Source organism: Uniformispora flossi, from assembly GCF_049534875.1.
Classification (GTDB): domain Bacteria; phylum Actinomycetota; class Actinomycetes; order Streptomycetales; family Streptomycetaceae; genus Yinghuangia; species Yinghuangia aomiensis.
The window spans coordinates 313,145-335,586 of sequence record NZ_JBMULZ010000001.1 but is presented as its reverse complement, the minus strand read 5'-3'; the positions used below and the strand labels follow the sequence as shown (position 1 = coordinate 335,586).

Genomic DNA, 22,442 nt, shown 5'->3' with positions numbered 1-22,442 from the left:
GCGGGTCGAGCCGTTATGCCGTTTCCGCCGCGCACTCCGGAGGGTCCCGCCGTGACCGAGAACCCCGCCGCCGACACCGCCGAAGGCTCCTCCCCGTCCGCGCCCGGACGCGGGACGATGCCGTGGCTGCTCGTCGGCGTGCTGATCGCGTTGTTCGCTGTGCTGGCGTACGCGGTGGTGATGGTCATCCGCATGCTGGCGTGAACACGTCAGTACACGTCAGTACACGTCAGTACACGTCAGTATTCGTGCCGCCGCATGCGGTAGCGGATCACCAAGAGGTCGACCACCGCGACGACCGCGGTGAGGACCAGCACGATCGCGGCGAAGATCCACAGTCCGCGTTCGGTCGGGAACGTCGCGGCCGCGAACACACACCAGGCGATGCCCGCGATCGACAGCGCCAGTGCCCACCGGGACAGGACCCTGCGCAGCGGCAGGTCCGTGACGGCGTCGTTCGGCTCCATCCCGTGATGGCGCACGCGCCGGTGCGCGATGATGCCCATACCCGTCGGTTACCCGGCTCGGCGCAGATGACGCGGAACGATCACGCGGGCGGGCCGGACCCGGGCCCCGGCGCGCGCCGCGGCCACCGGGCGGCGTGCCGGCCGGGAGGGAAGTCCGACCGGCACGCGACGCGCGCCCGCCGGGTCAGGCCGGCGGCAGGTTCACCAGCTCCGCCAGCGCCGTCCGGTGGCGGTCGGCCGTGCCGAGGAGCAGCGCGCTGCTCATGGCGCGTTTGACGTACAGGTGCGCCGGGTGTTCCCACGTGAAGCCGATGCCGCCGTGCAGCTGGACGCAGTCCTCGGCCGCGTGCACCGCCACGTCCGCGCAGTAGGACTGCGCGAGCGCCGCGGCGACGGGGGTGTCGGGGGAGCCGTCGGCCAGCGCCGCCGCCGCGTAGCGGGCGGTGGCGCGGGACGCCGCGATGTCCGACCACAGGTCGGCGGCGCGGTGCCGCAGCGCCTGGTAGGAGCCGATCGGGCGGCCGAACTGGTGGCGCGTGCGCAGGTAGCCGATGGCCTCCTCCAACGCGCGCTCCGCGACGCCCAGTTGCTCGGAGGCGAGCAGGGCGGCACCGGCGGTGAGCGCTGCCCGCAGCGCCGCGGGGGCGGTGCCGGCGTCGGCGATCACGACGGCCGGGACGCTGTCGAGGGTGAGTGTGCCCACCGGGCGCGTCGCGTCCAGGGTGGTCGTGCGGGTGCGGGTCAGGCCCGGAGCGGCGCCGTCGACGAGAGCCAGCTGCGGGGCGCCGTCCACGACCACCGGGACGACCAGCAGATCCGCCCGGTCCGCGGCGAGGACCGAGGTGACCGCGCCGGTCAGCAGGAGCCCGCCGTCGGAGGGCGCGCCGGTGACCGACAGCGGGAAGTCGGCCGTCGGCCACATCGTCGCCGGAACGGCCAACGTGCCCACGGCGGTTCCCGCCGCGATGCGGCCGAGCGCGGCGTCCCGGACGTCCGACGCGCCGCACGCCGTCAGTGCCGTGGTGGCCAGAATTGCACTGGCCAGGAACGGAATCGGCGCGACCGAACGCCCCAGCTCCTCCAGCGCCACCGCGGCTTCACGCGCCGTCGCACCGGCGCCGCCGAACGCCTCGGGCACCAGCAGCCCGGCGAGGCCGAGGTCTTCCGCGACGGCCTTCCACAGCGCCTCGTCGTACGGTTCGCCGGTGTCGACCCGGGCCAGGACGTCCTGCCACGCGCACCGGTCGGCCAGCAGGCCGCGCAGCGTGGCGCGCAGGTCTTCCTCGATGTCCGCGTAGAGCAGCGACGGGATTTCGGGTGCCGGGGACGTCACCGGGGGATCTCCTTCCACGGCAGCTTGGTGTCGGTGCGCGGCTCGCGCGGGAGTTCCAGGACGCGGTCGGCGATGACGCCGCGCAGGATCTCCGACGTGCCGCCTTCGATCGAATTGCCCTTGGCGCGGAGGTAGTAGTAGCCGGGTCCGCGGCCGCCGTCCGAGCCGCCGAGGTCGACCCGGCGCATCGTCCAGTCGTCGTACGCCAGGCCGTCCTCACCGGCGAGTTCCAGCCACAGCCGGGTGGTGTCCTGGTTGATCTTCGCGAATGCGATCTTCGCCGCCGACCCCTCCGGGCCCGGCCGCCCCGCGGCGAGCTGCTGGCGGATCCGCTCGTTCGCCAGCCGCGCCACCTCCGCCTCGACCCACGCGCCGACCACGCGGTCGTGCAGGCCCGGCGTCCGCACCTCGGGCCTGTCCCGCCACAGCGCGGCGACCGGCTTGATCGGGCCGCCCTCGCGCGGCGCCGCGGCGCCGCCGATCGCGACGCGCTCGTTCATCAGCGTGGTGTTGGAGACCGCCCAGCCCTTGCCGACCTCGTCCGCGCGCATGCTGTCCGGAATCCGCACGTCGGTCAGGAAGACCTCGTTGAACTCGGCCTGCCCGGTCGCCTGACGCAGCGGCCGCACCTCCACCCCGGGCAGCGTCATGTCCAGGAAGAAGTACGTCAGCCCCTGGTGCTTGGGCAGATCCGGGTCCGTCCGGGCGAGGAGCATCGCCCAGCGCGCCTTGTGCGCGAACGACGTCCACACCTTCTGCCCGTTGACCACCCAGCTGTCGCCGTCACGCACCGCCCGCGTCGCCAGGCCGGCCAGGTCGGATCCGGCGCCCGGTTCGGAGAACAACTGGCACCACACCTCCTCGCCCGTCCACAACGGCCGCAGCAGGCGGGCCCGGTGTTCGTCCGTGCCGTGCACCGCGACCGTCGGCGCACCCATGCCCAAGCCGATCGGGTTGCGGAACGGGTTCGCCGGCACGGCACCCGCCGCGGCCAGTTCGCGCTCCACGACCTCCTGCAGCGCCCGCGACGCGCCCAGCCCGCCGCAGCCCTCCGGGAAATGCACCCAGGCGAGACCCGCGTCGAAGCGATGGCCCAGGAACGCGACCGGGTCGGTCGTGGCGGGATCGTGCGCGGCGACCAAATCGCGCACGCGATCGCGGATCTGCTCCGCGGTGACGTCGGCCAAGGCGGCGTGCCTCCTCATCCGGTCTTCGACCGGTGCTGTCCGGTGACCGATATCCGGTCACACCCGGTACTGACTCGCTGTCAACAGCACTACGCAGGCTGATGCTAGGTACACGGATCAACGAGCGGAAGGGTTCCCGGATGCAACCCGGCCCCCGACCCCGCGCGTCCGTACTACGCGGTACGCTCCCTGCCCTGGCACGGCCCAGCTACCGCAGGACAAACCCCCACGCACCGGCACAACGAATCCGCGCGGCCCGGACCCGGCACCGCGCCGTGAGGACACCAGTGACGACTCCCAGCACGAGCGCCACCGGCGGACCGGCCTTCCTCGACACGCTCGCCGCCGAACTCGCCGTCGACGGCGAACCGGTCACCGAAGCGCTCGACGCGTGGTCGGTCCGAACCCCGTTGCGGGTCTTCATCCACTACGGGGAACACGGGCTCGACCTCAGCTACGCCGAAGCCCGCCGCGCCACCGACACCATCGCCGGCAACCTCGAAGCCGCCGGCATCCGCCGCGGCGACCGCATCGCCGTCCACTGCCGCAGCCCCTACGCCGCCGCACTGTGGATGTTCGGCATCTGGAAAGCCGGCGCGGTCTTCTGCCCCGTCGACCCCGACCTCGCCGGCGAACTCCTCGTCGCCCAGCTCACCACCCTCAACCCGCAACTCGTCGTCACCGAACGCGCCGGACTGCCCGCCCTCGAACTCGTCCGCAGGCACCTGCCCTACGCGCCGCGCGTCACCGTCCACGACTCCGTCGGCGTGACCCCGCCGCACGGCTTCCCGGAAATCCCCTACGCGCGCTTCCTCGCCCGCGCCCTCCCCCCGCAACTCGGCGCCATGGCCGAGGACGTCGCCGCCATCGTGCACACCCCCGGCAACACCGGCCGCCCCAAAGCCGCCGTGCTCTGCCACCGGTGGATCGCCCAGTACACCTTCCTGCTGCGCCGCCTCACCACCGCCGACGACGTCGTCTACAGCGACCTGCCGATGCACAGCCCCCTCGGCGCCTTCGCCGGCGTCGCCCGCGCGGCCTGGTGCGGCTCCACCGTCACCCTGTGGGACCGCTTCCACCCCGGCGAGTTCTGGCACCGCATCGCCGCCACCGGCGCCAGCACCGCGGTCCTCACCGACGCGGCCGTCCCGTGGCTCACCAGCACCCCCGAACGCGCCGACGACGCCGTCAACCCGCTCTCCAAGGTGTGGCTCCACCCGCTGCCCGCCACCCACGCCGACTTCGCCCGCCGCTTCGGCATCGACTTCGTCGTCGCCGCCTACGGCCAAGTCGAATCCGGCATGCCGCTCGCCGTCGTCGTCCAAGAACGCCCCGAAGGCGCCGGCACCCCCAGCGCCCTCCACCGCGGCCTCACCCACGAACAAGTCGCCCGCCTCTGCTCGCACTACCGGATCCCCGTGGTGCCCGGACAGGCGATGCCGCGCAAGGGCGTCCTCGGCGCGCCGCTGCCGTTCCTCGAGGTCGCCGTCCTCGACGAATACGACCGGCGCCTGCCACCCGGCACCGTCGGCCAGCTCGCCGTCCGCCCGCACCTGTCCGGCCTCGTCGTCCAGGAGTACGCCGGCGACCCGCTCAGTACCGCCGAAGCCCTCCGCAACCTGTGGCTGCACACCGGCGACGCGGTGATCCAGGCCGACGACGGACTCATCCACTTCGTCGACCGGGTCCAGGACCGCATCCGGATGCGCGGCGAGAACATCTCCGCGTACCACATCGAAGACCTCGTCAACCAGCACCCGGACATCGCCGTGTGCGCGGTCTTCGGCGTACCGATGGACGGCCGCCCCGACGACGACGTCGTCCTCTACGTCGAACCCGACCCCGGCAAACTCGTCGACCCCGCGGCCCTGCGGGCCTGGTGCGCGCAATCACTGCCCCCCTACATGCGCCCCGCCCACATCCGCGTCGTCGTCCACATGCCCCGCACCCCGAACCACCGCGTCGAGAAACACCGCCTGCGCCGCCACTTCCTCGGCGTCGCGGACCCGTCGGGACCGATCGTCGAACAACACCGGATCCCGACGCCGATCCCGCGGGTCGCACTGCCGTCGGGGCGGACGGGCTTCGGCGGCGGGATGCCGCCGGCGCTGCCGCCCGCACTGCCGCCGGGGGGCGGGCGGTAGAGAACGCGGACGGGCGGATCACCCGTCCGAGAACGGCGTACGACGTTTCCGCCCGGGCCGTCACCGGCCCGGGCGAACGTCCGTCACCGGTGCGGGCGGTATGGCCGATCAGGGCGGTCGCATCGGGGTCGGATCGGGGTAGGCCTCGGGTGAGCGGGTACACGGAGTCGCACGTACGACCCGCCGAGATCGACCCGAGGAGCGACCGCCATGAGCAGCACCACCGGCAGCGGCGCGCGGCACCGCCGGGCAGGAGCACCCAAGCAGTCCGGCTTCGGATTCGGCGTGCTGGTGCTCCTCGGCCTGATCCTGCTCGCCGCCGGCGTCGTCGGCCTGCTCTACACGGCCTTCGCGACGCTCACCACGATGGTGCTGTTCGCGTGGCTGCTCCTCGTCGGCGGCATCGTCGGCCTCATCCAAGCCATCCAATCGCGCCGGGAAGCCGGCGCCTTCTGGCTCACGCTCGCGGTGGCCGCGGTGAACATCGCCGCGGGCATCGTGCTGCTGCGGCGGCCCGACGTGGCGGCGTCCGCGCTCACCCTGTTCGTCGCGCTGCTGCTGCTCACCGCGGGACTGTTCCGCGTGGTCGGCGGCATCGCATCGATGTCGGCGCGCATGACGTGGACCGTCGTGGTCGGCGTGATCGACATCGTGCTGGGCCTGCTGGTCCTGGCCGAGTGGCCGAGCAACAGCCGCTACGTGATCGGCACGTTCATCTCGCTGGCCCTGCTGTTCGACGGGCTCAGCATGGTGAGCCTGGGGATCACCGGGCGGCGGATCGTGGACATGGTGCGGACCGAGGACGCCCGGATGGCGCACGGGACGGCGATCACGGGCGTTGGGGCCGGTGCCGCGGCGGGCGCCGGGGCGGGCGTGCAGGAAGGTGCTCCGGCGGGTGTTGAGGGGAGTGCCCAGGCAAACGCGACGACCGAGCGGCCGCCGGATGCCGAGATCGAAGAGGAATCCGAGGAACTCGCGGGCGGCGCGGCCTGGCGCGACGGGCCCGGCGAGGCCGACGGCGGCGACCCGTCGACCGCCGAATGGGCCGCGGACAAGGGCCCCGACACCCTCCGCAAGTCCTTCGGCGCGGGCCCGGACGACGAGACCGGCGGACGGCACCGGCGGTAGGAGGCCGGTGCCGTCCGCCGGTGCCGTCCCTCGGTCAGATGCCGCGGACGACCGGTTCCTGAAGCTCCGTCACCCACCCGGCGACATCGTCCGGAACGTCCAGGTACACCTCGCGCGGCAGACCCGTCGACCGGTAGCCGTGCTCCTCCAGCCACACGCCGAGCGCCTGCACGGTCGGCATGACGTCGTCCATCGACCCTTGGTGCACCAGGGTCGCGGCCTCGATCGCGGGCAGCACGACGACCTCGAAGGCTCGTTTGGCCGCGACGTCCGCCCCGACCGGCAGCGCCGCGTGCACGGTGACCGCGCCGCGGTCGCCGGTCGGCTCGTAGTACGCGATGCCCGGCCCGACCGGCGTGACCCCGGCGGCGGACAGCCGGTCGGCCAGCTCCGCGAACAGCGGACCGACCACCGGCCCGATGAACGCCGGCTCGTGGCCTTCCGCCACCGCCCGCAGCTCGGCCACCCGCACCGCCGGAACCGGCTTCACCACAACGTCCGCAGCAGACATGCAACCCTCGCTTTCGATCGCCCGGAGCCTCGCCTCGACCTGCGCCAACCGCGCGGCCTCCGCCGCCACCGACGCCGCCAGCTCGGCCCGCCGCAACCGCAGCATCCCGCGCAGTTCCTCGGGGCTCACCCGCTCGTCGAGGATCGCCCCGACCTGCTGCAGCGTGAACCCGAGGTCCTTCAAGGCGACAAGCCGGTTGAGGCGCGCAAGCTGCGCCGCCGAGTAGGAGCGGTAGCCGCTGACCGGGTCGACGAACGCCGGCGGCAGCAACCCGATCGCGTCGTAATGCCGCAGCATGCGCACCGACACCTGACCACGCCGGGCGAAGTCTCCGATTCCGAACATGACACCTTCAGCAGAGGGCCTGACACGGTGTGAGAGTCAAGCCGACGGCAGGACTCACAGCGACGCCACGAACCCGTGCGACAGATCGAGCCGGAACTGCGGCCCCGCCGCCCCTGGCTCCCAGCCGCGCCGCAAAGCCGTCCGGACGGCCCGAGCGACGTCGGAGGGCAGCACCGGCGAACCGCGGCGACCGACCCAATTGCCCGGATGCGGTCCTGCGGCGCGGACGACGAGTACGGCGCCGGGGTCGTCGTCGAGGGCGACGGCGTAGGCGCAGGGAGTCCAGCCCAGCGCCCGGCAGTACCTCGGGCGCCCCCGCAGCCGCCAACGGTAGGCGACGGAGTCGACGACGATCCGGCGCGAGCCGGTCTTGGCGATGGCCATCTACGGCTCCTCGTCCGGGCCCGGGGTCATGTCGTACTCGTCGACGTCGAGCGAGGCGCCGGTGGCGGCGAGGAAAGCGAGCGCGTCGCGGTCGAGCCACCAGCCGAGCAGATTGGCGGCGGTAGGCGTGTCCTCGGTGGGGCGAAGGTAGCGCACGACTTCCAGCACCGCGGAGCCCTCGCCGTCCTCGACCTCCGCGTCGAGCCGGCGTGCGAGGTCCGCGATGCGCTCGGTGTGGGGGATGAGGCGGGCCAGGACGCAGGCGGCCTGGTGGTCGACGCGGCGACCGGGCTCGCGACAGACGACCATCCAGGCGTGCACGACCGGGACGGGGGGCGAGGGCAGCTTGGTGCCGCGAACCATGACCTCGTCGGGCTCGATCCCGAGGAAGGCGGTCATGGCGGCGGCCGGGGTGCTGCGGCTTTTGAGCGCGAAATAGACGTACTGGTCGACCTGCATGCGGGTGAGGGTATTCCGACAACGGGTGAGCATGATTCGAACGTGTGTGCCAGGCGGGACCTCTGTGGGGCGTGTTCGCTGTGGGCGATCAGAGGTCGCGGGAGCGGCGGGAATGTTCGCGGGCTCTTTTTTCTTGAGTCGAGGCAGCGCAAGTGCAACGAACGAACCGACTCCGACCCTGGGAGCCCGTAATGAGCGACACCACCTCCGGCATCCTGACCCTCCCGGTGCTGCCCCTCGACGACATCGTGGTGCTCCCGGGTATGGCCGTGCCGCTGGAGCTGAACGAGCCCGAGACCCGCGCCGCGGTCGACGCCGCCCGGGCGCTGCCCGGGATCCGGGCCGGCAAGGGCCAGGCGCGCGTGCTGCTCGTGCCACGCGACGACGGGCACTACCCGGCGGTCGGCACCCTCGGCGTCATCGAGCAGATCGGCCGCCTGCCCAGCGGCGAGTCCGCCGTCGTGGTCCGCGGCACCGCCCGCGTCCGCATCGGCACCGGCACGACCGGACCCGGCGCGGCGCTCTGGGTGGAAGCCACGCCCGTCGACGAGGCCGAGCCGACCGAGCAGGACCAGGAGCTGGCCCGCGAGTACCGTGCGCTGGTCACCACCATCCTCGGCAAGCGCGGCGCCTGGCAGGTCGTCGACTTCGTCCAGCAGATCGAAGACCCGAGCGAGCTGTCCGACAACGCCGGCTACGCCCCGTACCTGAGCCAGCAGCAGAAGATCGACCTGCTGCAGACCACCGACCTCACCGAGCGGCTGGAAAAGGTCGTCGGCTGGACCCGCGACCACCTGGCCGAGCTGGACGTCGCGGAGACCATCCGCAAGGACGTCCAGGAAGGCATGGAGAAGACCCAGCGCGAGTTCCTGCTCAAGCAGCAGCTCGCCGCGATCCGCAAGGAGCTGGGCGAACTCAACGGCACGCCGGGCAGCGAGGAAGAGGACTACCGGGCCCGGGTCGAGGCCGCGGACCTGCCGGAGAAGGTGCTGCAGGCCGCGCTGAAGGAGGTCGACAAGCTCGAACACGCGTCCGAGGCCTCGCCGGAGAGCGGCTGGATCCGGACATGGCTGGACACCGTCCTGGAAATGCCGTGGAACGAGCGGACCGAGGACGCGTACGACATCGCCGGCGCCCGCGGCATCCTGGACGCCGACCACGCCGGACTCGACGACGTGAAGGAACGCATCGTCGAGTACCTGGCGGTGCGCAAGCGCCGCGAGGAGCGCGGTCTCGGCGTCGTCGGCGGGCGGCGCAGCGGCGCGGTCCTGGCGCTCGTCGGGCCTCCCGGCGTCGGCAAGACCTCGCTCGGCGAGTCCGTCGCGCGGGCGATGGGGCGCGAGTTCGTCCGCGTCGCGCTCGGCGGCGTCCGCGACGAGGCGGAGATCCGCGGGCACCGGCGCACCTACGTCGGCGCGCTGCCGGGCCGCATCGTGCGGGCGATCAAGGAGGCGGGGAGCATGAACCCCGTCGTCCTGCTCGACGAGATCGACAAGGTGGGCTCCGACTACCGCGGCGACCCGACGGCGGCGCTCCTCGAGGTGCTGGACCCGGCGCAGAACCACACGTTCCGCGACCACTACCTCGAGGTCGAACTCGACCTGTCCGACGTGGTGTTCCTGGCCACCGCCAACGTGCTGGAGGCCATCCCCGAGCCGCTGCTCGACCGGATGGAGCTGGTGCGGCTGGACGGCTACACCGAGGACGAGAAGGTCACCATCGCCCGCGACCACCTGATCCCGCGTCAGCTCGACAAGGCCGGGCTGGAAGCGGCCGAGGTGGCGTTCACGGACGAGGCGCTGCACCGGCTCGCGGGCGAGTACACCCGCGAAGCGGGCGTCCGCACGCTGGAGCGCGCGATCGCCCGGGTGCTCCGCAAGATCGCCGCGAAGCAGGCCCTGGACGACGTCGAACTGCCGCTGACGGTCGGCACGGCGGAACTGGTCGGCTACCTCGGCCGGCCGCGCCACACCCCCGAGGCGCAGTTGGCCAAGGACGAGCAGCGCACCGCGCTGCCTGGCGTGGCCACCGGCCTCGCGGTCACCGGCGCGGGCGGCGACGTGCTCTACATCGAGGCGTCGCTGGCCGACCCCGAGACCGGCGCGAGCGGGGTGACGCTGACCGGGCAGCTGGGCGACGTCATGAAGGAGTCCGCGCAGATCGCGCTCTCCTACCTGCGGTCCCGCGGGGTGGAGCTGGAACTGCCCGTCGGCGACCTGAAGGACCGCGGCGTGCACATCCACGTGCCGGCCGGTGCGGTCCCGAAGGACGGGCCGAGCGCGGGCGTCACGATGACGACGGCGCTGGTGTCGCTGCTGACCGGCCGCCCCGTGCGGTCCGACGTGGCGATGACCGGCGAGGTGTCGCTCACCGGACGCGTCCTGCCGATCGGCGGCGTGAAGCAGAAGCTGCTCGCCGCGCACCAGGCGGGGATCACCACCGTGCTGATCCCCAAGCGGAACGAGCCGGACCTGGACGACGTGCCGGAGGCGGTCCGCGAGCAGCTGACCGTGCACGCGGTCTCCGACGTCCGCGAGGTCCTCGCGCTGGCGCTGGAGCCGGCCCGGACGCGGGAGCACGCGGCCGCGGCCTGACGGCCCGGACTCCCGCAGGCCCGGCGGCGGCGTCCGCCGGGCCACCCGACCCCGCCGGGGCGAGCAGCCGACCTGCTTGCCCCGGCGGTGCCTTGTCCGCTTGTCCGCTTGTCCGCTTGTCCGAAGCCGTGTCGGGAGCCGCGTCCAGAACGGGATCAACGCGCGCGGCTCCTGGGCACACGGGCGAGAAGCGGCCCGGGCGGCGTTGCGTGGCTCCTTTTGTTCCGCCAACGACCGGGCGGCAAAAACGTCACAGGCGGTTCTCGGGCGAGTGACCTGGCTGTTCGAACAGGCCGGAGCGTGCGGGTCAACTGCCCAGGTTCGGGCGGCAACCGACCAGCGGAAACGTCACGCCCGCTGTTCTGTGCTCTCCCCGCCGTGTTCGAACAAGCCTGGATGGTGAGCAGGCCGCCGGCCTGGACAACGCCCGGCCGGCGAAAACGTCACGCCCGTCGGTCCGCGCTCTCCCCACGGTCTCCGAACAAGCCCCACCGCTTTTCCAACCGCTCGTCCAACGCCGCCAAATACCCTCGCCCGTATGTCCCGTCCTCCAACCCGGTGACCAACACCCCGGGCAGATCCGCCGCATACTCCGGTGTCACCGAAGCCGCGGCCAGGGCGATCGTCGCGACGGTGTCCACGTCCCCCGTGAACGCCACGCACGCGCGCAGCAGCGCCGCCATGCCGCGGTTCGCGGCGAGGGCCGTCACCGCCGCTCGGGCGCTCGACATCCCCGGCGAGCCGACCTTGCCGCGGTACGCGTGATCCCACGCCCCGTACTCGGCGGGCGCCGGCACCTGCGCGGCCAGCCACCGCGGCAGGTCGGCGACCGGGCCGAGGCCGTGGCGGCAGTAGTGCACCGCGAACGCCGCCCCTACCGCCGCGGCCACCCCGCCCGGCGTGTCGTGGGTGATCCGCGCTTGCAACTCCGCCAAACGGCGGACGTCGGCCGCGTCCGGCAGCAGACCCAGCACCCCCGCGCGCATCGCCGCGCCGCTCTTGTCGCTGGCCGGGCGCAGCGTCGCGCGCAGTTGCGCGCCCGTCTTCACCCGGTCGAGCACCGAACGGAAGCCCCCGGCGTAACCCGCCCGCGGGTCGCGCCGGTACGCCGCCACGAACCGGTCGGCCAAGGCTGCCGTCGCGGCCTCGGGTGTTCGGTGCAACGGGTCGTCGTCGAGCAGCCATTCGACGACCGCAAGGCTCATCTGCGTGTCGTCGGTGTAGTGCCCCGGAGCGAGGTCGTGGTGCCGCGGATGCCGGACATAGCCCGACAGCGTGTTCCCGCGGCGGACCAACTCCGGTGCGGCGTACTCGAACCCCGCGCCGTACGCGTCCCCGATCGCCAGTTCGACCAACATGCGGCAAGACCCCCAAATCCCCCGAACGAACCTGTCGCGGTGTCCCTCGCAGGAGTGATGCTCCACGCGGCAACGCCGAGTCTGAGACGTTTCGTGGTCTCGGCGGATACCGTCGACAGTGATCACACGGCTGATCGCGCGTGTGGGGCACACCGTAGTACCCGGAGGGACCGCCCGGCGGCGGCCGTGGCGTCAGCCGCCGCGGACCGGCCGATTTCGCCGGGCGTCGGAAGGCGGGAGACGTGCAGCGACCGACAGGCAGGGGCAGCGCCATGCACAGCAACGACCGCCGGGGGAGCGGGGCATGAGACCCCGCGACGACGTCACGCCGGGCCCGGGCGGTGCGGGCGCGGCGGCGAGCCGTCCGGCCGGCCCCGCCACCGCGGACCTGCCGGATATGGCGGACCTGCCCGTCGTGCCCGGCCTGACCGAGAGCGCGCTGACCGGAACCGGCTTGCCGGACGCGGCCTTGACCGAGACCGGCCGCCCGTTGCCGGGCCTCGCCGACACCGACCTCGAATGCGCCCGCTGCGACGTCGCCCGCACCGAACTCACCCGTGCGGACCTGACCCTGACCGCCCCGGTGGCGGACGAAACCGACGCGGCGGACGCGGACGGGGGAGCGCCCGCGGAGGCCGCGGTCCAGTCGGCACCGCGCTCGGGAACGCCGGTCGGCGCGTCGGACCTCGGCGACCAGGCCGAGTTCGCGTCCGGTTCCGCCGCCGCGCCGCGGTCCGCCCCTGGCTCCGGGGCTTCCCCCGCCGGCTCCGCACTCGCGCCCTCCGCGTCGGCTCCCGCGGACTCTGCCCTGTCTCCCGCGGTCTCTGCGTCCACGCCCTCCGCCTCGGCGGACTCTGTCTCGGCCCCGACCCCCGCCGCCCCGGCTCCCACGCCTTCCGCCCCGGCGGCCGCGTCGTCCGCCCCGCCCCCCGCGGCCACGTCTCCCACCCCCGCCGACGGCCCCGCCCACCACGAGTTCGCCCAGCAGTGGGCGCAGCGGCTCGATCCCGACGCGTCGGCCGACGAGCGCGGGGAACTCCTCGGTCGGCTGCAGGACCTGACGCAGCGTCTGGTGCACGCGCTGAGTGCCGACCCGGGCGACCCGCACGAAGCCCGCGCGGTGGGCGAAGCCCTCGTCGCCACGTCCGCGCCCGGCGGCGGCATGCTCGAGCACACGTTCTCGCTCATCGGCTCGTGGCTGCCGCGGATCGGCACGCAGGTCCCCGACCGCGAGGCGCACGCCCGCCGGGTCGCCGAAGTGCACGGGGCGCTCGCCGCCGGGTACGCCGACGCCCTCCGCACCCGCACGCTTGCCGAGGAGCAGGCCGCGCACGCCGCCGTGCTGGGTGCCCGCGACGACGCCCGTGCCCTCGCCGAGCAGGCGCTGTACGCCAGCGAGGCCCGGTTCCGTGCGGTGTTCGAGCAGTCCGGGCTGGGCATCGCCATCGCCGACGTGCACGGCACGGTCTTGGACGTGAACCCGGCGCTCGCGCAGATGTTCGGGCTGCGCCGGGAGGACCTCACCGGGTACCTCGGCGCGGTCATGCTCACCGAGGACCCGCCGCACGTCGCCCAGTGGTACGCCGAGCTGCTACGCGGCGACCGCGACCACTTCGCCGCCGAGAAGCGCTACGTGCGCGCCGACGGCGAACCGGTCTGGACGCACCTCACCATCTCGCTGATCCGCGATGCCGCCGGACGCCCCGAGTACCAGGTCGCGATGGTCGAGGACGTCACCGACCGGCACCGCCTCTACACCCGCCTCCGGCACCAGGCCCAGCACGACCCGCTGACCGGCATGCCGAACCGGGCCCTGTTCTTCGACCGGCTCGACGCGGTCTTCGCCGAGCCGGGCGCGCACGACCGGGTCGGCCTCTGCTACCTCGACCTGGACGGGTTCAAGGTCGTCAACGACAGCCTCGGCCACGACGTCGGCGACCAACTCCTCATCGAGGTCGCGCGCCGGCTCGACACCTACGTGTCGCGCGCCGGGCACCTCATCGCGCGCATGGGCGGCGACGAGTTCGTGGTGCTGGTCCGGAACTCCGCCGGTACCGGGCAGGTCGTCGCATTGGCCGAGGGGATCCTGGCCACGCTTCGCGAGCCGTTCCGGATCCGCGGACACGACCTGACGGTCGGCGCGTCGATCGGCATCGTCGAGCGCCCCGTCGCCGGGACCGGCCCCGCGGACACCATGCGGGCCGCGGACATCACCTTGTACTGGGCGAAGTCGGAAGGCCGCGGCCGCTGGACGGTGTTCGACAGCGAACGCAACGACCGCGAGGTCGCCCGCTACACGCTGTCCGCGGAGATGCCCGCCGCCCTGCACCACGGCGAGTTCTACGTGGACTACCAGCCGCTGGTGTCCCTCGTGGACAACACCATGTGCGGTGTCGAGGCGCTGGTCCGTTGGCGGCATCCGCGGCAGGGCCTGATCGGGCCCGACCGGTTCATCGGGCTGGCCGAGGAGACCGGGCTGATCGTCCCCTTGGGGATGTACGTGCTGGAACGCGCTTGCCGGGCCGCCCGCCGCTGGCACGGCGCCGGACGGCCGAGCCGCCTCGGCCTCGCCGAGCCCGAGCGGGGCCCGTTCATCAGCGTCAACCTCGCCGAACGCCAGTGCCATGAGCCGGGGTTGGTCCGCCAGGTGGAACGCGTGCTGGCGGAGACCGGGCTGGAGCCGGAGCGGCTGCAGTTCGAGCTGACCGAGTCGCAGATCATGGCCACCGACGGCGGCCCCCTCGAACGCCTGCGCGAACTGGCGTCGATGGGCGTCCGCATCGCCATCGACGACTTCGGCACCGGCTACTCCAACCTGGCCTATCTGCGCCGGCTGCCGGTGTGCGAGCTGAAGATCGCCGGGTCGTTCGTCGAGGGCCTGCGCGCGCCCGGCGCCGCGGACCCGGTGGACGCGCGGATCGTCGCGTCGCTGGTCGACCTCGCACACGCGCTCGGGCTGACGGTGACCGCCGAGGGCATCGAGACCGCGGCGCAGGCGGAGCGCCTGCGCACGATCGGCTGCGATGCCGGCCAGGGCTGGTACTTCTCCCGGCCTGGTCCGCCGGAACGCATCGCGACGCTGCTGGACGCCGCCGGGCGCTGACCGCCCCGGCGGTCGCGGCGGTCGCGGCCATGCCCCGCCCATCGACCTGACGACCTGTCAGATTCATTGTCCGACACCTCGCCATGATCCGCTCTCCGGTCCGGTGTGTTCGGTGGCCGGTATTCATTGCGAATTTCGGATGAAAACAACCGGATATTTAGTGCGTTGATGGCCGGAGATGACCGGTTTGTTGATATGTGATCCCGGTAACTTTGTTGATTCCTCGGGAACTTTCGGCGCCAAGCCATATTTCACTCTTGGCCTTCGAATCAAAGGCTTCCAAGCGTCAAGGCCTGGGGATTGCCGGAAATCGCCCGGTGATCTACGCGCAAAGCCGAGCACCGTGTCCAGTCTGTGATTTGGTTGAGACCAATCATCAGCCTCTATCGGGAACACCCGACGGCTAGTGTTCCGGCCCAGGCAGCGCCGGGTGTCCACCATTCGGCGCCTGGGTAGAGGGATTTCATCCATGGCACGTACGAAGCGCGCGATAGCGGCGGCTACGGTCGGCATACTCGCCGCCACCACGCTGGCGGCCTGCGGCAGCGACGACAAGGACAAGAACACCGGCGCCGGCGGCGGCGGTTCCACCGTCATCCTGGGCACCACCGACAAGGTCGGGTCGCTCGACCCGGCGGCCGCGTACGACCTCCCGTCGTGGACGATCATCCGCAACACCTTCCAGAAGCTCTACCGCTATCCGGAAGGCAGCACGACCGCGGTGCCCGACGCGGCCGAGAAGTGCGAGTTCCCGGACCCGAAGACGTACAGCTGCACCCTCAAGCCGGGGCAGACGTTCTCCGACGGGACTCCGCTGACGGCCAAGGACGTCAAGTTCACGTTCGAGCGCATGGTCAAGATCAACGACCCGAACGGCCCTGCGAGCCTTCTGGAATCGATGGAGAGCGTGGAGGCCCCGGAGGACCTGAAGGTGGTCTTCCACCTCAAGGCCGCCGACGTGACCTTCGCGTCCATCGTCGCGAGCGAGGTCGGCGCGATCGTGCCGGCCGCCAAGTACCCGGCGGACAAGCTGGCGGACAGCAACTTCCTGCTCGGCTCCGGCCCGTACAAGCTCACCAAGTACACCGCAGGACAGCAGGCGGGCTTCGAGCTGAACGACAAGTACAAGGGCGACGTCAAGTCGGCGAACGGCAAGTTCGTCATCCAGTACTTCCCGGAGTCGGCCGCCCTCAAGCAGGCCATCGAGAACGGCACCGTCGACGTCGCCGTCACCGGCCTCTCGCCGACCGACATCCAGGACCTGCGCGGCAAGTCCGCCCAGGGCATCAAGGTCATCGACGGCATCGGCTCGACCATCCGCTTCATGGCGTTCAACGTGAAGAGCGGCCCGGCCGACAACAAGGCCGTCCGCCAGGCCATCGCGCAGACCGTCGACCGCGAGGCGATGATCAAGCAGGCCTACAACGGCACCGTCGACCCGCTCTACACGCTGGCCGCCAACGGCTTCGCCGGGCACGCCGACGCGTTCAAGCAGAAGTACGGCGCACCGAGCAAGGACAAGGCCAAGGCCATCCTCGACGCGGCCGGCGTCAAGACCCCGGTCGACCTGACGCTCTGGTACAACCCGGGCCACTACGGCGCCACCACCGCCGACGAGTACACCGAACTCAAGCGCCAGCTCGACGAGTCCGGCCTGTTCAAGGTCAAGCTCGAAACCACCGAGTGGGAGGCGTACAAGAAGGCCTACGCGGCCGGCGAGTACGCGATCTTCGGGGCCGGCTGGCAGCCGGACTTCCCGGACACGGACAACTACTTCGCGCCGTTCCTGAGCCCGGACGGCACCTTCCACACCGGCTACGACAACCAGGCCGCCAAGGACCTGGTGGCCAAGGAGCGCACGAGCGCCGACCCGGCGGTCCGCAATCAGGCGTTCACCGAACTCCAGAAGATCGTCGCGGACGACGTGCCGTACCTCCCGCTGTGGCAGGGCAAGCAGGTCGCGGTGACGCGGCCGGGCATCGAGGGCGTCGACAAGACCCTCGACGTCTCCGTCCTCATCAGCTTCTGGGTCATCGGCAAGAAGTAGCCCCGGCAATCGCGTAGGACACCAACAGCACTGGGCACGGGCGGAACCGCCGCCCGTGCCCGGTGCCGTGTCCACGAAGGAATCTGACTATGAGCCAGAAATCAGGGAGCCTGGGCCGGTACTTCGCCATCCGGCTCGCCTTGGCCGTCCCGATGGTGCTGATCCTGCTCACGCTGGTGTTCTTCATGATGCGCGTCGCCCCCGGCGACCCGATCACCGCCTCCTCGGGCGGCGCGAAGATGAGCGCCGAGCAGATCGACGCCAAGCGCCACGCCGCCGGGTTCGACCGGCCGCTGCTGTCGCAGTACGGCGACTACCTCGGCGACGTCATCCGCGGCGACTTCGGCACCACGATCTCCGACCACCGCCCGGTGATGGACATCATCGTGGAGAACGGCGGCGCGACTCTGACCCTCACGCTCGCCGCGATGGTGGTCGCGCTGGGGGTCGGCATCCCGCTGGGCAGGCTCGCCGGCCGGTGGAGAGACACCCCGTTCGACGTCGCGACCCGATTGTTCGGCATCGTGATGTACGCGGCCCCGGCGTTCGTCCTCGGCGCGCTCGCCCAGCTCGTCATCGTCAAAAAGCTGCACTGGCTGGACGATTCGAGCCTCCAGGCATCCCCGCTGGTTCAGCTCAACACCCCGACCAAGACCCACATCCTGATCGTCGACGCGATGCTCGCCGGGGACTGGGACGCGGTCAACGACATCTTCCTGCACCTGATCCTGCCCGCGGGCACGCTCGGCCTGATCATCGCCGGCGTCTTCATCCGCATGGTCCGGGTCAACCTCATCCAGACCCTGCGCGGTGACTACGTGGAAGCCGCCCGGGCCCGCGGCATCGCCGAGAAATCCGTGGTCAACCGGCACGCGTTCCGCAACGCGCTGGTCGCGGTCACCACCGTGGTCGGCATGCAGTTCGCGATCCTGCTGGGCGGCTCGGTGCTCACCGAGAAGACGTTCAGCTGGCCCGGACTCGGCAACCAGTTGATCAACTACCTGAACGCGCGCGACTACATCGCGGTGCAAGGCATCGTCACCTTCATCGCCGTGGTCGTGGTCGGCATCAGCATCCTGATCGACTTCGTCAACGCGCTGATCGACCCGAGGGTGCGGTACTGATGGCGACCACAGAGATCAACCCGACGCCGAACCCGGCCCCCGAGCCAGCCGCGACCGCCGCCGAGGCGGCCGCCAAGACCAAGGGCCACCGCTTCGGCGGCCTCCACAAGATCCGCGCGCAGATCCGGGAAACCGAAGGCGTCGCCAAGTACATGCTCTGGACCGGCCTGGTCCTGAGCGGGATCTTCGTGATCGCCGCGGTGTTCGCGCCGTGGATCGCGCCCTACGACTTCGACACCTACAAGACCGACAGCGGCGAACGCTTCCCCAAGCAGGGCGCACCGAGCGGCACGAACTGGTTCGGCACCACCGTGCAGAGCCTCGACGTGCTCTCCCGCGTCGTGTGGGGCGCCCGCACCGCGCTCGAAGTCATCCTGCTCTCCGTCGTGTTCTCGCTGATCGTCGGCGTCCTGCTCGGCCTGGTGTCCGGCTTCGTCGGCGGATGGCTCGACCGCGTCCTCGTGCTGATCATGGACACGCTGTTCGCGTTCCCGTACCTGCTCCTCGCGATCGTCGCCGCGTTCATGTTCCAGGGCCTGCCCGGCGGCGGCGTCCTGACCACGGCACTGGCCATCACGGTCGTCTACATCCCGCAGTACTTCCGCGTCGTCCGCGCCTCGACCCTGTCCGCCCGAGAAGCGGTCTACGTCGAAGCCGCCCGCGCGATGGGCGCCAAGCCCACCACCATCATGCGGCGCTACGTGTTCTCCAACGTCGTCCAGTCGGTGCCGGTCATCACCACCGTCAACGCCGCCGACGCCCTCGGCACCCTCGCCGGCCTCGGCTTCCTCGGCTTCGGCATCCAGCCGACCGAAGCCGCCGAATGGGGCTACGACGTCAGCCGGTCCCTCGACGACATCAACGCCGGCATGTGGTGGACCGCGACCTTCCCGTGCGTCGCGATCGTCCTGGCCATCCTCGGCTTCACGCTGCTGGGGGAGGGCCTCAACGAGGCACTCAACCCGTCGATGCGCCGCCGCAAGATCGCGAAGGCGGTCATCCCGCCGATCACCAACCCGCGCAAGACCGTCACCCTGACGGCCACCGCGACGGCCACCGCGGAGGGCACGGCCAGCACGGCGACCGTCCCCGCTCAGGCCGACCCGCCCGCCGCGGAAAGCGACGGCGACCCCGCCCCCGAACCCACCCCCACCGAGCCGCAGGAGGAGGGCAAGTGACCGACACCGACACCACCCCGGCCCGCGAGGCCGCAACGCCCGTCCTGTCGGCCCGCGACCTGCGCGTCTGGTACGGCTCCAAGCGCGGCCCGGTCGCCGCCGTCGACGGCGTCACCTTCGACGTCCGCCCCGGCGAAACCCTCGGCCTCGTCGGCGAATCCGGCTGCGGCAAATCCACCCTCGGCCGCGGCGTCCTCGGCTTGCTGCCGCCCGGCGCCGCCGTCGACGGCGAAGTCCGCTTCGCCGGCCGCAACCTCGTCGGCATGCCCGCCAAGGACCTCCAAGCCCTCCGCGGCCCGGAACTCGGCCTGATCTTCCAAGAGCCGATGACCCGACTCAACCCGCTGATGAAGGTCTCCGACCACTTCGAAGAGGCCCTGCGCACCCACAACCGCGGACTGGGCAAAGCCCAGATCCGCGCCCGCGCCCTCGAGGCGCTGCGCGGCATGGGCATTCCGGCGAGCCGCTACGACTCGTACCCGCACGAGTTCTCCGGCGGCATGCGGCAGCGCATCATGATCGCCCTCGCGCTCGTGCTGCGCCCCGCGTTCGTGGTCGCCGACGAACCGACCACCGCCCTGGACGTCCTCGTCGAAGCGCAGATCATCCAGATCCTCGCCGATCTGCGCCGCAACTTCGACACCGCGCTCGTCCTCATCACCCACAACCTCGGCATCGTCGCCGAGGCCTGCGACCGCGTCGCCGTGATGTACGCCGGGCACATCGTCGAACAGGGCGACGCCGGCGAGGTCTTCGCCAACCCGCAGCACCCCTACACACAGGAACTGCTGCGGTCGACGATCTCCCTCGGCACCACCGGCCTCCACTTCATCCCCGGCGCGCCCCCGGACCTCGCCGACCCGCCCGCCGGATGCCGGTTCCACCCCCGCTGCCCCAAGGCGATGCGGGTGTGCGCCGACGAGCAGCCGCCCGAAGTCCTGCTGCCGTCCGGCAGCCGCACCACCTGCTGGCTGCCGGTGCCCGACATGACCACCGCGGAAGGCCGCCTTCCGCTCGAGGTGGAGGAGATCGGCGTTGCCGACGAAGCCTGACACCGCCGCGTCCTCCGCCCCCGCGGCCGACGCCCCCGAAACGCTGATCGAGGTCGCCGACCTCCAAGTCCACTTCCCGCTCCGCGGCGGACTGTTCAACCGCCACGCCGGCGCCGTCAAAGCCGTCGACGGCGTGTCCTTCCGCCTCCGCAAGGGCGAAGTCCTCGGCCTGGTCGGCGAATCCGGCTCCGGCAAGACCACCCTCGGCCGTACCCTGCTCGGCCTCAACAAGGCCACCGGCGGCAGCATCCGCTACCGCGGCAAGGAGATCGCCGGCCTCCGGGAAGGCGAACTGCGGCCGCTGCGCCGCAACCTCCAGATGGTCTTCCAGGACCCGCACGCGTCGCTCAATCCGGCGATGGACATCGCCACCGCGGTCGGCCACCCGCTCCAGGTCCACGGCTTGGCCCCGGACGCCGCGGAACGCCGCGTCAAGGTCGCGGAAACCCTGGAACGGGTCGGCCTCAGCCCCGCCGAACTGTTCCTCGACAAGTTCCCCTCCGACCTGTCCGGCGGCCAGAAGCAGCGCGCCGTGATGGCCCGCGCCATCATCGCCGGCCCGGAACTCCTGGTCGCGGACGAGCCGATCTCGATGCTCGACATGAGCGTCCGCGCCAAGATCCTCCAACTGTTCCTGGACCTGAAGCGCGACCTGGACCTGACGTACGTCTACGTGACACACGACCTGGCCAGCGCGAAATTCTTCTGCGACCGCATCGCGATCATGTACCTCGGGCGCGTGGTCGAGATCGGCCCGACCGCGGAGATCTTCGCGAATCCGCGGCACCCGTATACGAAGGCCCTGCTCGGTGCGATCCCCGACCCCGAGAAGGTCGGCGTCCCGCGCAACCTGCCCCGCGGCGAAATCCCGGACGCCGCGCAGCCGCCGCTCGGCTGCGCGTTCCACCCGCGCTGCCCGGTCGCGGTGGCCGGCTGCGGCTGGGAAGCCCGCGACCTGGCCGCGCTCCTGGACCGGCACTGGCTGGCCGCGGGGGAGGACGCGCGCCTGACCGAGTCGGCGCTGTTCGCCCGGCCCGCCGAGCTGGCGACAGCGGGCCTGCGCACGGTGTCGCTCACCCCCGGCAAGGGGCACACCGCCGCCGACGTCGTCGAACTCCTCGGCCGCGTCCGGGAGAAGACCCGCGACGACGCCTTCTGGCGCGGCGTCACCGCCGTCGAAGTACGCGCCGACCGCGCCTGCGTCGACTTCGCCGAGGGCTCGGACCCGCGGCTCCGGCTGGTCGGCGGGACGGCCGACACGGTCTCGGTGGCCTGCCACTTGGTGGAGTAGGAGCCGGGCAGCCGCAGGGGTTGCGGGTTGTTGGCGGCTGCCGGGCCTGTGCCCGCCGGACACGATCGTCCGGCGGGCACCGGCCGTTCGACGCGTGAGCATCAGCGGAAAGCTCCACGCCGTCGTGGCGGTCGGCGACCGGATCCACCGTGTGCGCGGCGCGGTCGGCCGCGCCAACCCGTGGCCCAAGAAGGAGTGGTCGGGCCGGTTAACCGTCCCCTTCCCCAACGCGCTCCGACCGGACCACCCGCTCGCACCCACAGTTCGACCGCACCGTCGGCCTGGGCCAGGGCGCCTGAGCCGAGCGCGCACTCCTCCGCGTGTCGGTCGCGCCCCGTAGCGTTCGAGGTGTCGGGGGAAAGCCTCGACTCCCGGACCCGCGAGGGGGATTCATGTACCGCCAGGGCGACATCCTGCTGCTTCCGGTCGACGACACCGCGGTGCCCGCAGGGGTGACCGGCCTGCCCGCCAAGCCGCGCGACGGCCGCGGCCGGATCGTCCTCGCGCTCGGCGAAGTCACCGGTCACGCCCACGCGGTGGTGGGCGCCGGCACGCTGTTCCTGGACCCGGAGCCGACCACCATCGGCCACCTCAAGCTCGACGCCCCGACCCGCCTCGTGCACGAGGAGCACGCGGCCATCTCGCTGCCCAAGGGCTGGTACAAGGTCGTCCGCCAGCGCGAGTACGTCCCCGGCGCGGTCCGCATCGTCGCCGACTGACCCGCTGCCGCCACCCCC

Annotated in this window: 18 protein-coding genes; 11 read left to right on the top strand and 7 right to left on the bottom strand. The window is 71.8% G+C overall.

Going from position 1 to position 22,442, the window contains the following annotated elements:
* Window positions 1-51: 51 nt before the first annotated feature.
* On the top strand, window positions 52-204 hold the full coding sequence (locus tag ACPA54_RS01500) for a hypothetical protein (RefSeq protein WP_345674705.1): 153 nt from the start codon (window positions 52-54) through the stop codon (window positions 202-204).
* Window positions 205-239: 35 nt separating this feature from the next.
* Here the strand turns inward: ACPA54_RS01500 and ACPA54_RS01495 are convergent, their stop codons facing one another.
* The 3 genes from ACPA54_RS01495 to ACPA54_RS01485 all read right to left on the bottom strand — a co-directional run bounded on the left by ACPA54_RS01495 (window position 240) and on the right by ACPA54_RS01485 (window position 3,005).
* Entirely contained in the window at window positions 240-467 is a 228-nt protein-coding gene (locus tag ACPA54_RS01495; RefSeq protein ID WP_423525939.1) for a hypothetical protein, read from the bottom strand.
* 184 nt (window positions 468-651) lie between these two features.
* Entirely contained in the window at window positions 652-1,800 is a 1,149-nt protein-coding gene (locus tag ACPA54_RS01490) for an acyl-CoA dehydrogenase family protein (RefSeq protein WP_423525937.1), read from the bottom strand.
* Window positions 1,797-3,005 carry an acyl-CoA dehydrogenase family protein gene (locus tag ACPA54_RS01485; protein WP_423525936.1) on the bottom strand — a complete coding sequence of 403 codons (1,209 nt, stop codon included), beginning with the start codon at window positions 3,003-3,005 and terminating at the stop codon, window positions 1,797-1,799. Before ACPA54_RS01485 ends, ACPA54_RS01490 begins: the two co-directional genes overlap by 4 nt.
* A gap of 269 nt (window positions 3,006-3,274) precedes the next feature.
* On the opposite strand from ACPA54_RS01485, the gene ACPA54_RS01480 reads away from it, so the two are divergent.
* Window positions 3,275-5,131, top strand: coding sequence for an AMP-binding protein (locus ACPA54_RS01480; RefSeq protein ID WP_423525934.1), 1,857 nt, complete (start codon window positions 3,275-3,277; stop codon window positions 5,129-5,131).
* A 210-nt stretch (window positions 5,132-5,341) separates the two neighbouring features.
* Window positions 5,342-6,259, top strand: a complete 918-nt coding sequence (locus tag ACPA54_RS01475) for an HdeD family acid-resistance protein (protein ID WP_423525932.1) — start codon at window positions 5,342-5,344, stop codon at window positions 6,257-6,259.
* 34 nt (window positions 6,260-6,293) lie between these two features.
* On the opposite strand, the gene ACPA54_RS01470 is transcribed toward ACPA54_RS01475, so the two are convergent.
* Genes ACPA54_RS01470 through ACPA54_RS01460 form a run of 3 tightly spaced genes read right to left on the bottom strand, consistent with a single transcriptional unit; the run spans window position 6,294 to window position 7,958 of the window.
* The gene (locus tag ACPA54_RS01470; RefSeq protein WP_423525930.1) at window positions 6,294-7,115 is read right to left on the bottom strand and encodes a MerR family transcriptional regulator; all 822 of its coding nucleotides are present in this window, start codon (window positions 7,113-7,115) and stop codon (window positions 6,294-6,296) included.
* A gap of 54 nt (window positions 7,116-7,169) precedes the next feature.
* Complete coding sequence (locus tag ACPA54_RS01465) at window positions 7,170-7,499, bottom strand: hypothetical protein (RefSeq protein WP_423525928.1); 330 nt, start codon at window positions 7,497-7,499, stop codon at window positions 7,170-7,172.
* Window positions 7,500-7,958, bottom strand: coding sequence for a DUF4279 domain-containing protein (locus ACPA54_RS01460; protein WP_423525926.1), 459 nt, complete (start codon window positions 7,956-7,958; stop codon window positions 7,500-7,502). It abuts the gene before it with no gap.
* Window positions 7,959-8,149: 191 nt separating this feature from the next.
* Here ACPA54_RS01460 and lon point away from each other — a divergent pair, with 191 nt between their 5' ends.
* Window positions 8,150-10,552 carry an endopeptidase La gene (gene lon, locus ACPA54_RS01455; RefSeq protein WP_423525924.1) on the top strand — a complete coding sequence of 801 codons (2,403 nt, stop codon included), beginning with the start codon at window positions 8,150-8,152 and terminating at the stop codon, window positions 10,550-10,552.
* A 443-nt stretch (window positions 10,553-10,995) separates the two neighbouring features.
* Here the strand turns inward: lon and ACPA54_RS01450 are convergent, their stop codons facing one another.
* Window positions 10,996-11,910, bottom strand: a complete 915-nt coding sequence (locus ACPA54_RS01450; protein ID WP_423525922.1) for an ADP-ribosylglycohydrolase family protein — start codon at window positions 11,908-11,910, stop codon at window positions 10,996-10,998.
* A 304-nt stretch (window positions 11,911-12,214) separates the two neighbouring features.
* Between ACPA54_RS01450 and ACPA54_RS01445 the strand changes: the two genes are divergently transcribed.
* The 7 genes from ACPA54_RS01445 to ACPA54_RS01415 all read left to right on the top strand — a co-directional run bounded on the left by ACPA54_RS01445 (window position 12,215) and on the right by ACPA54_RS01415 (window position 22,424).
* Window positions 12,215-15,013 (top strand): putative bifunctional diguanylate cyclase/phosphodiesterase, encoded by a 2,799-nt coding sequence (locus ACPA54_RS01445; protein WP_423525920.1) that lies wholly within the window; start codon window positions 12,215-12,217, stop codon window positions 15,011-15,013.
* Window positions 15,014-15,482: 469 nt separating this feature from the next.
* Window positions 15,483-17,060 (top strand): ABC transporter substrate-binding protein, encoded by a 1,578-nt coding sequence (locus tag ACPA54_RS01440; RefSeq protein ID WP_423525918.1) that lies wholly within the window; start codon window positions 15,483-15,485, stop codon window positions 17,058-17,060.
* A gap of 89 nt (window positions 17,061-17,149) precedes the next feature.
* Window positions 17,150-18,184, top strand: coding sequence for an ABC transporter permease (locus tag ACPA54_RS01435; RefSeq protein WP_423525916.1), 1,035 nt, complete (start codon window positions 17,150-17,152; stop codon window positions 18,182-18,184).
* Complete coding sequence (locus ACPA54_RS01430) at window positions 18,184-19,362, top strand: ABC transporter permease (RefSeq protein ID WP_423525914.1); 1,179 nt, start codon at window positions 18,184-18,186, stop codon at window positions 19,360-19,362. Before ACPA54_RS01435 ends, ACPA54_RS01430 begins: the two co-directional genes overlap by 1 nt.
* Window positions 19,359-20,414 (top strand): ABC transporter ATP-binding protein, encoded by a 1,056-nt coding sequence (locus ACPA54_RS01425; protein WP_423525912.1) that lies wholly within the window; start codon window positions 19,359-19,361, stop codon window positions 20,412-20,414. The genes ACPA54_RS01430 and ACPA54_RS01425 overlap by 4 nt, the downstream gene beginning before the upstream one ends.
* A complete protein-coding gene (locus tag ACPA54_RS01420; protein WP_423525910.1) occupies window positions 20,398-21,705 on the top strand; it encodes an ABC transporter ATP-binding protein in 1,308 nt (435 codons plus the stop codon). Before ACPA54_RS01425 ends, ACPA54_RS01420 begins: the two co-directional genes overlap by 17 nt.
* Window positions 21,706-22,097: 392 nt before the next feature.
* Window positions 22,098-22,424 (top strand): hypothetical protein, encoded by a 327-nt coding sequence (locus tag ACPA54_RS01415; protein ID WP_345674688.1) that lies wholly within the window; start codon window positions 22,098-22,100, stop codon window positions 22,422-22,424.
* Window positions 22,425-22,442 lie beyond the last annotated feature (18 nt).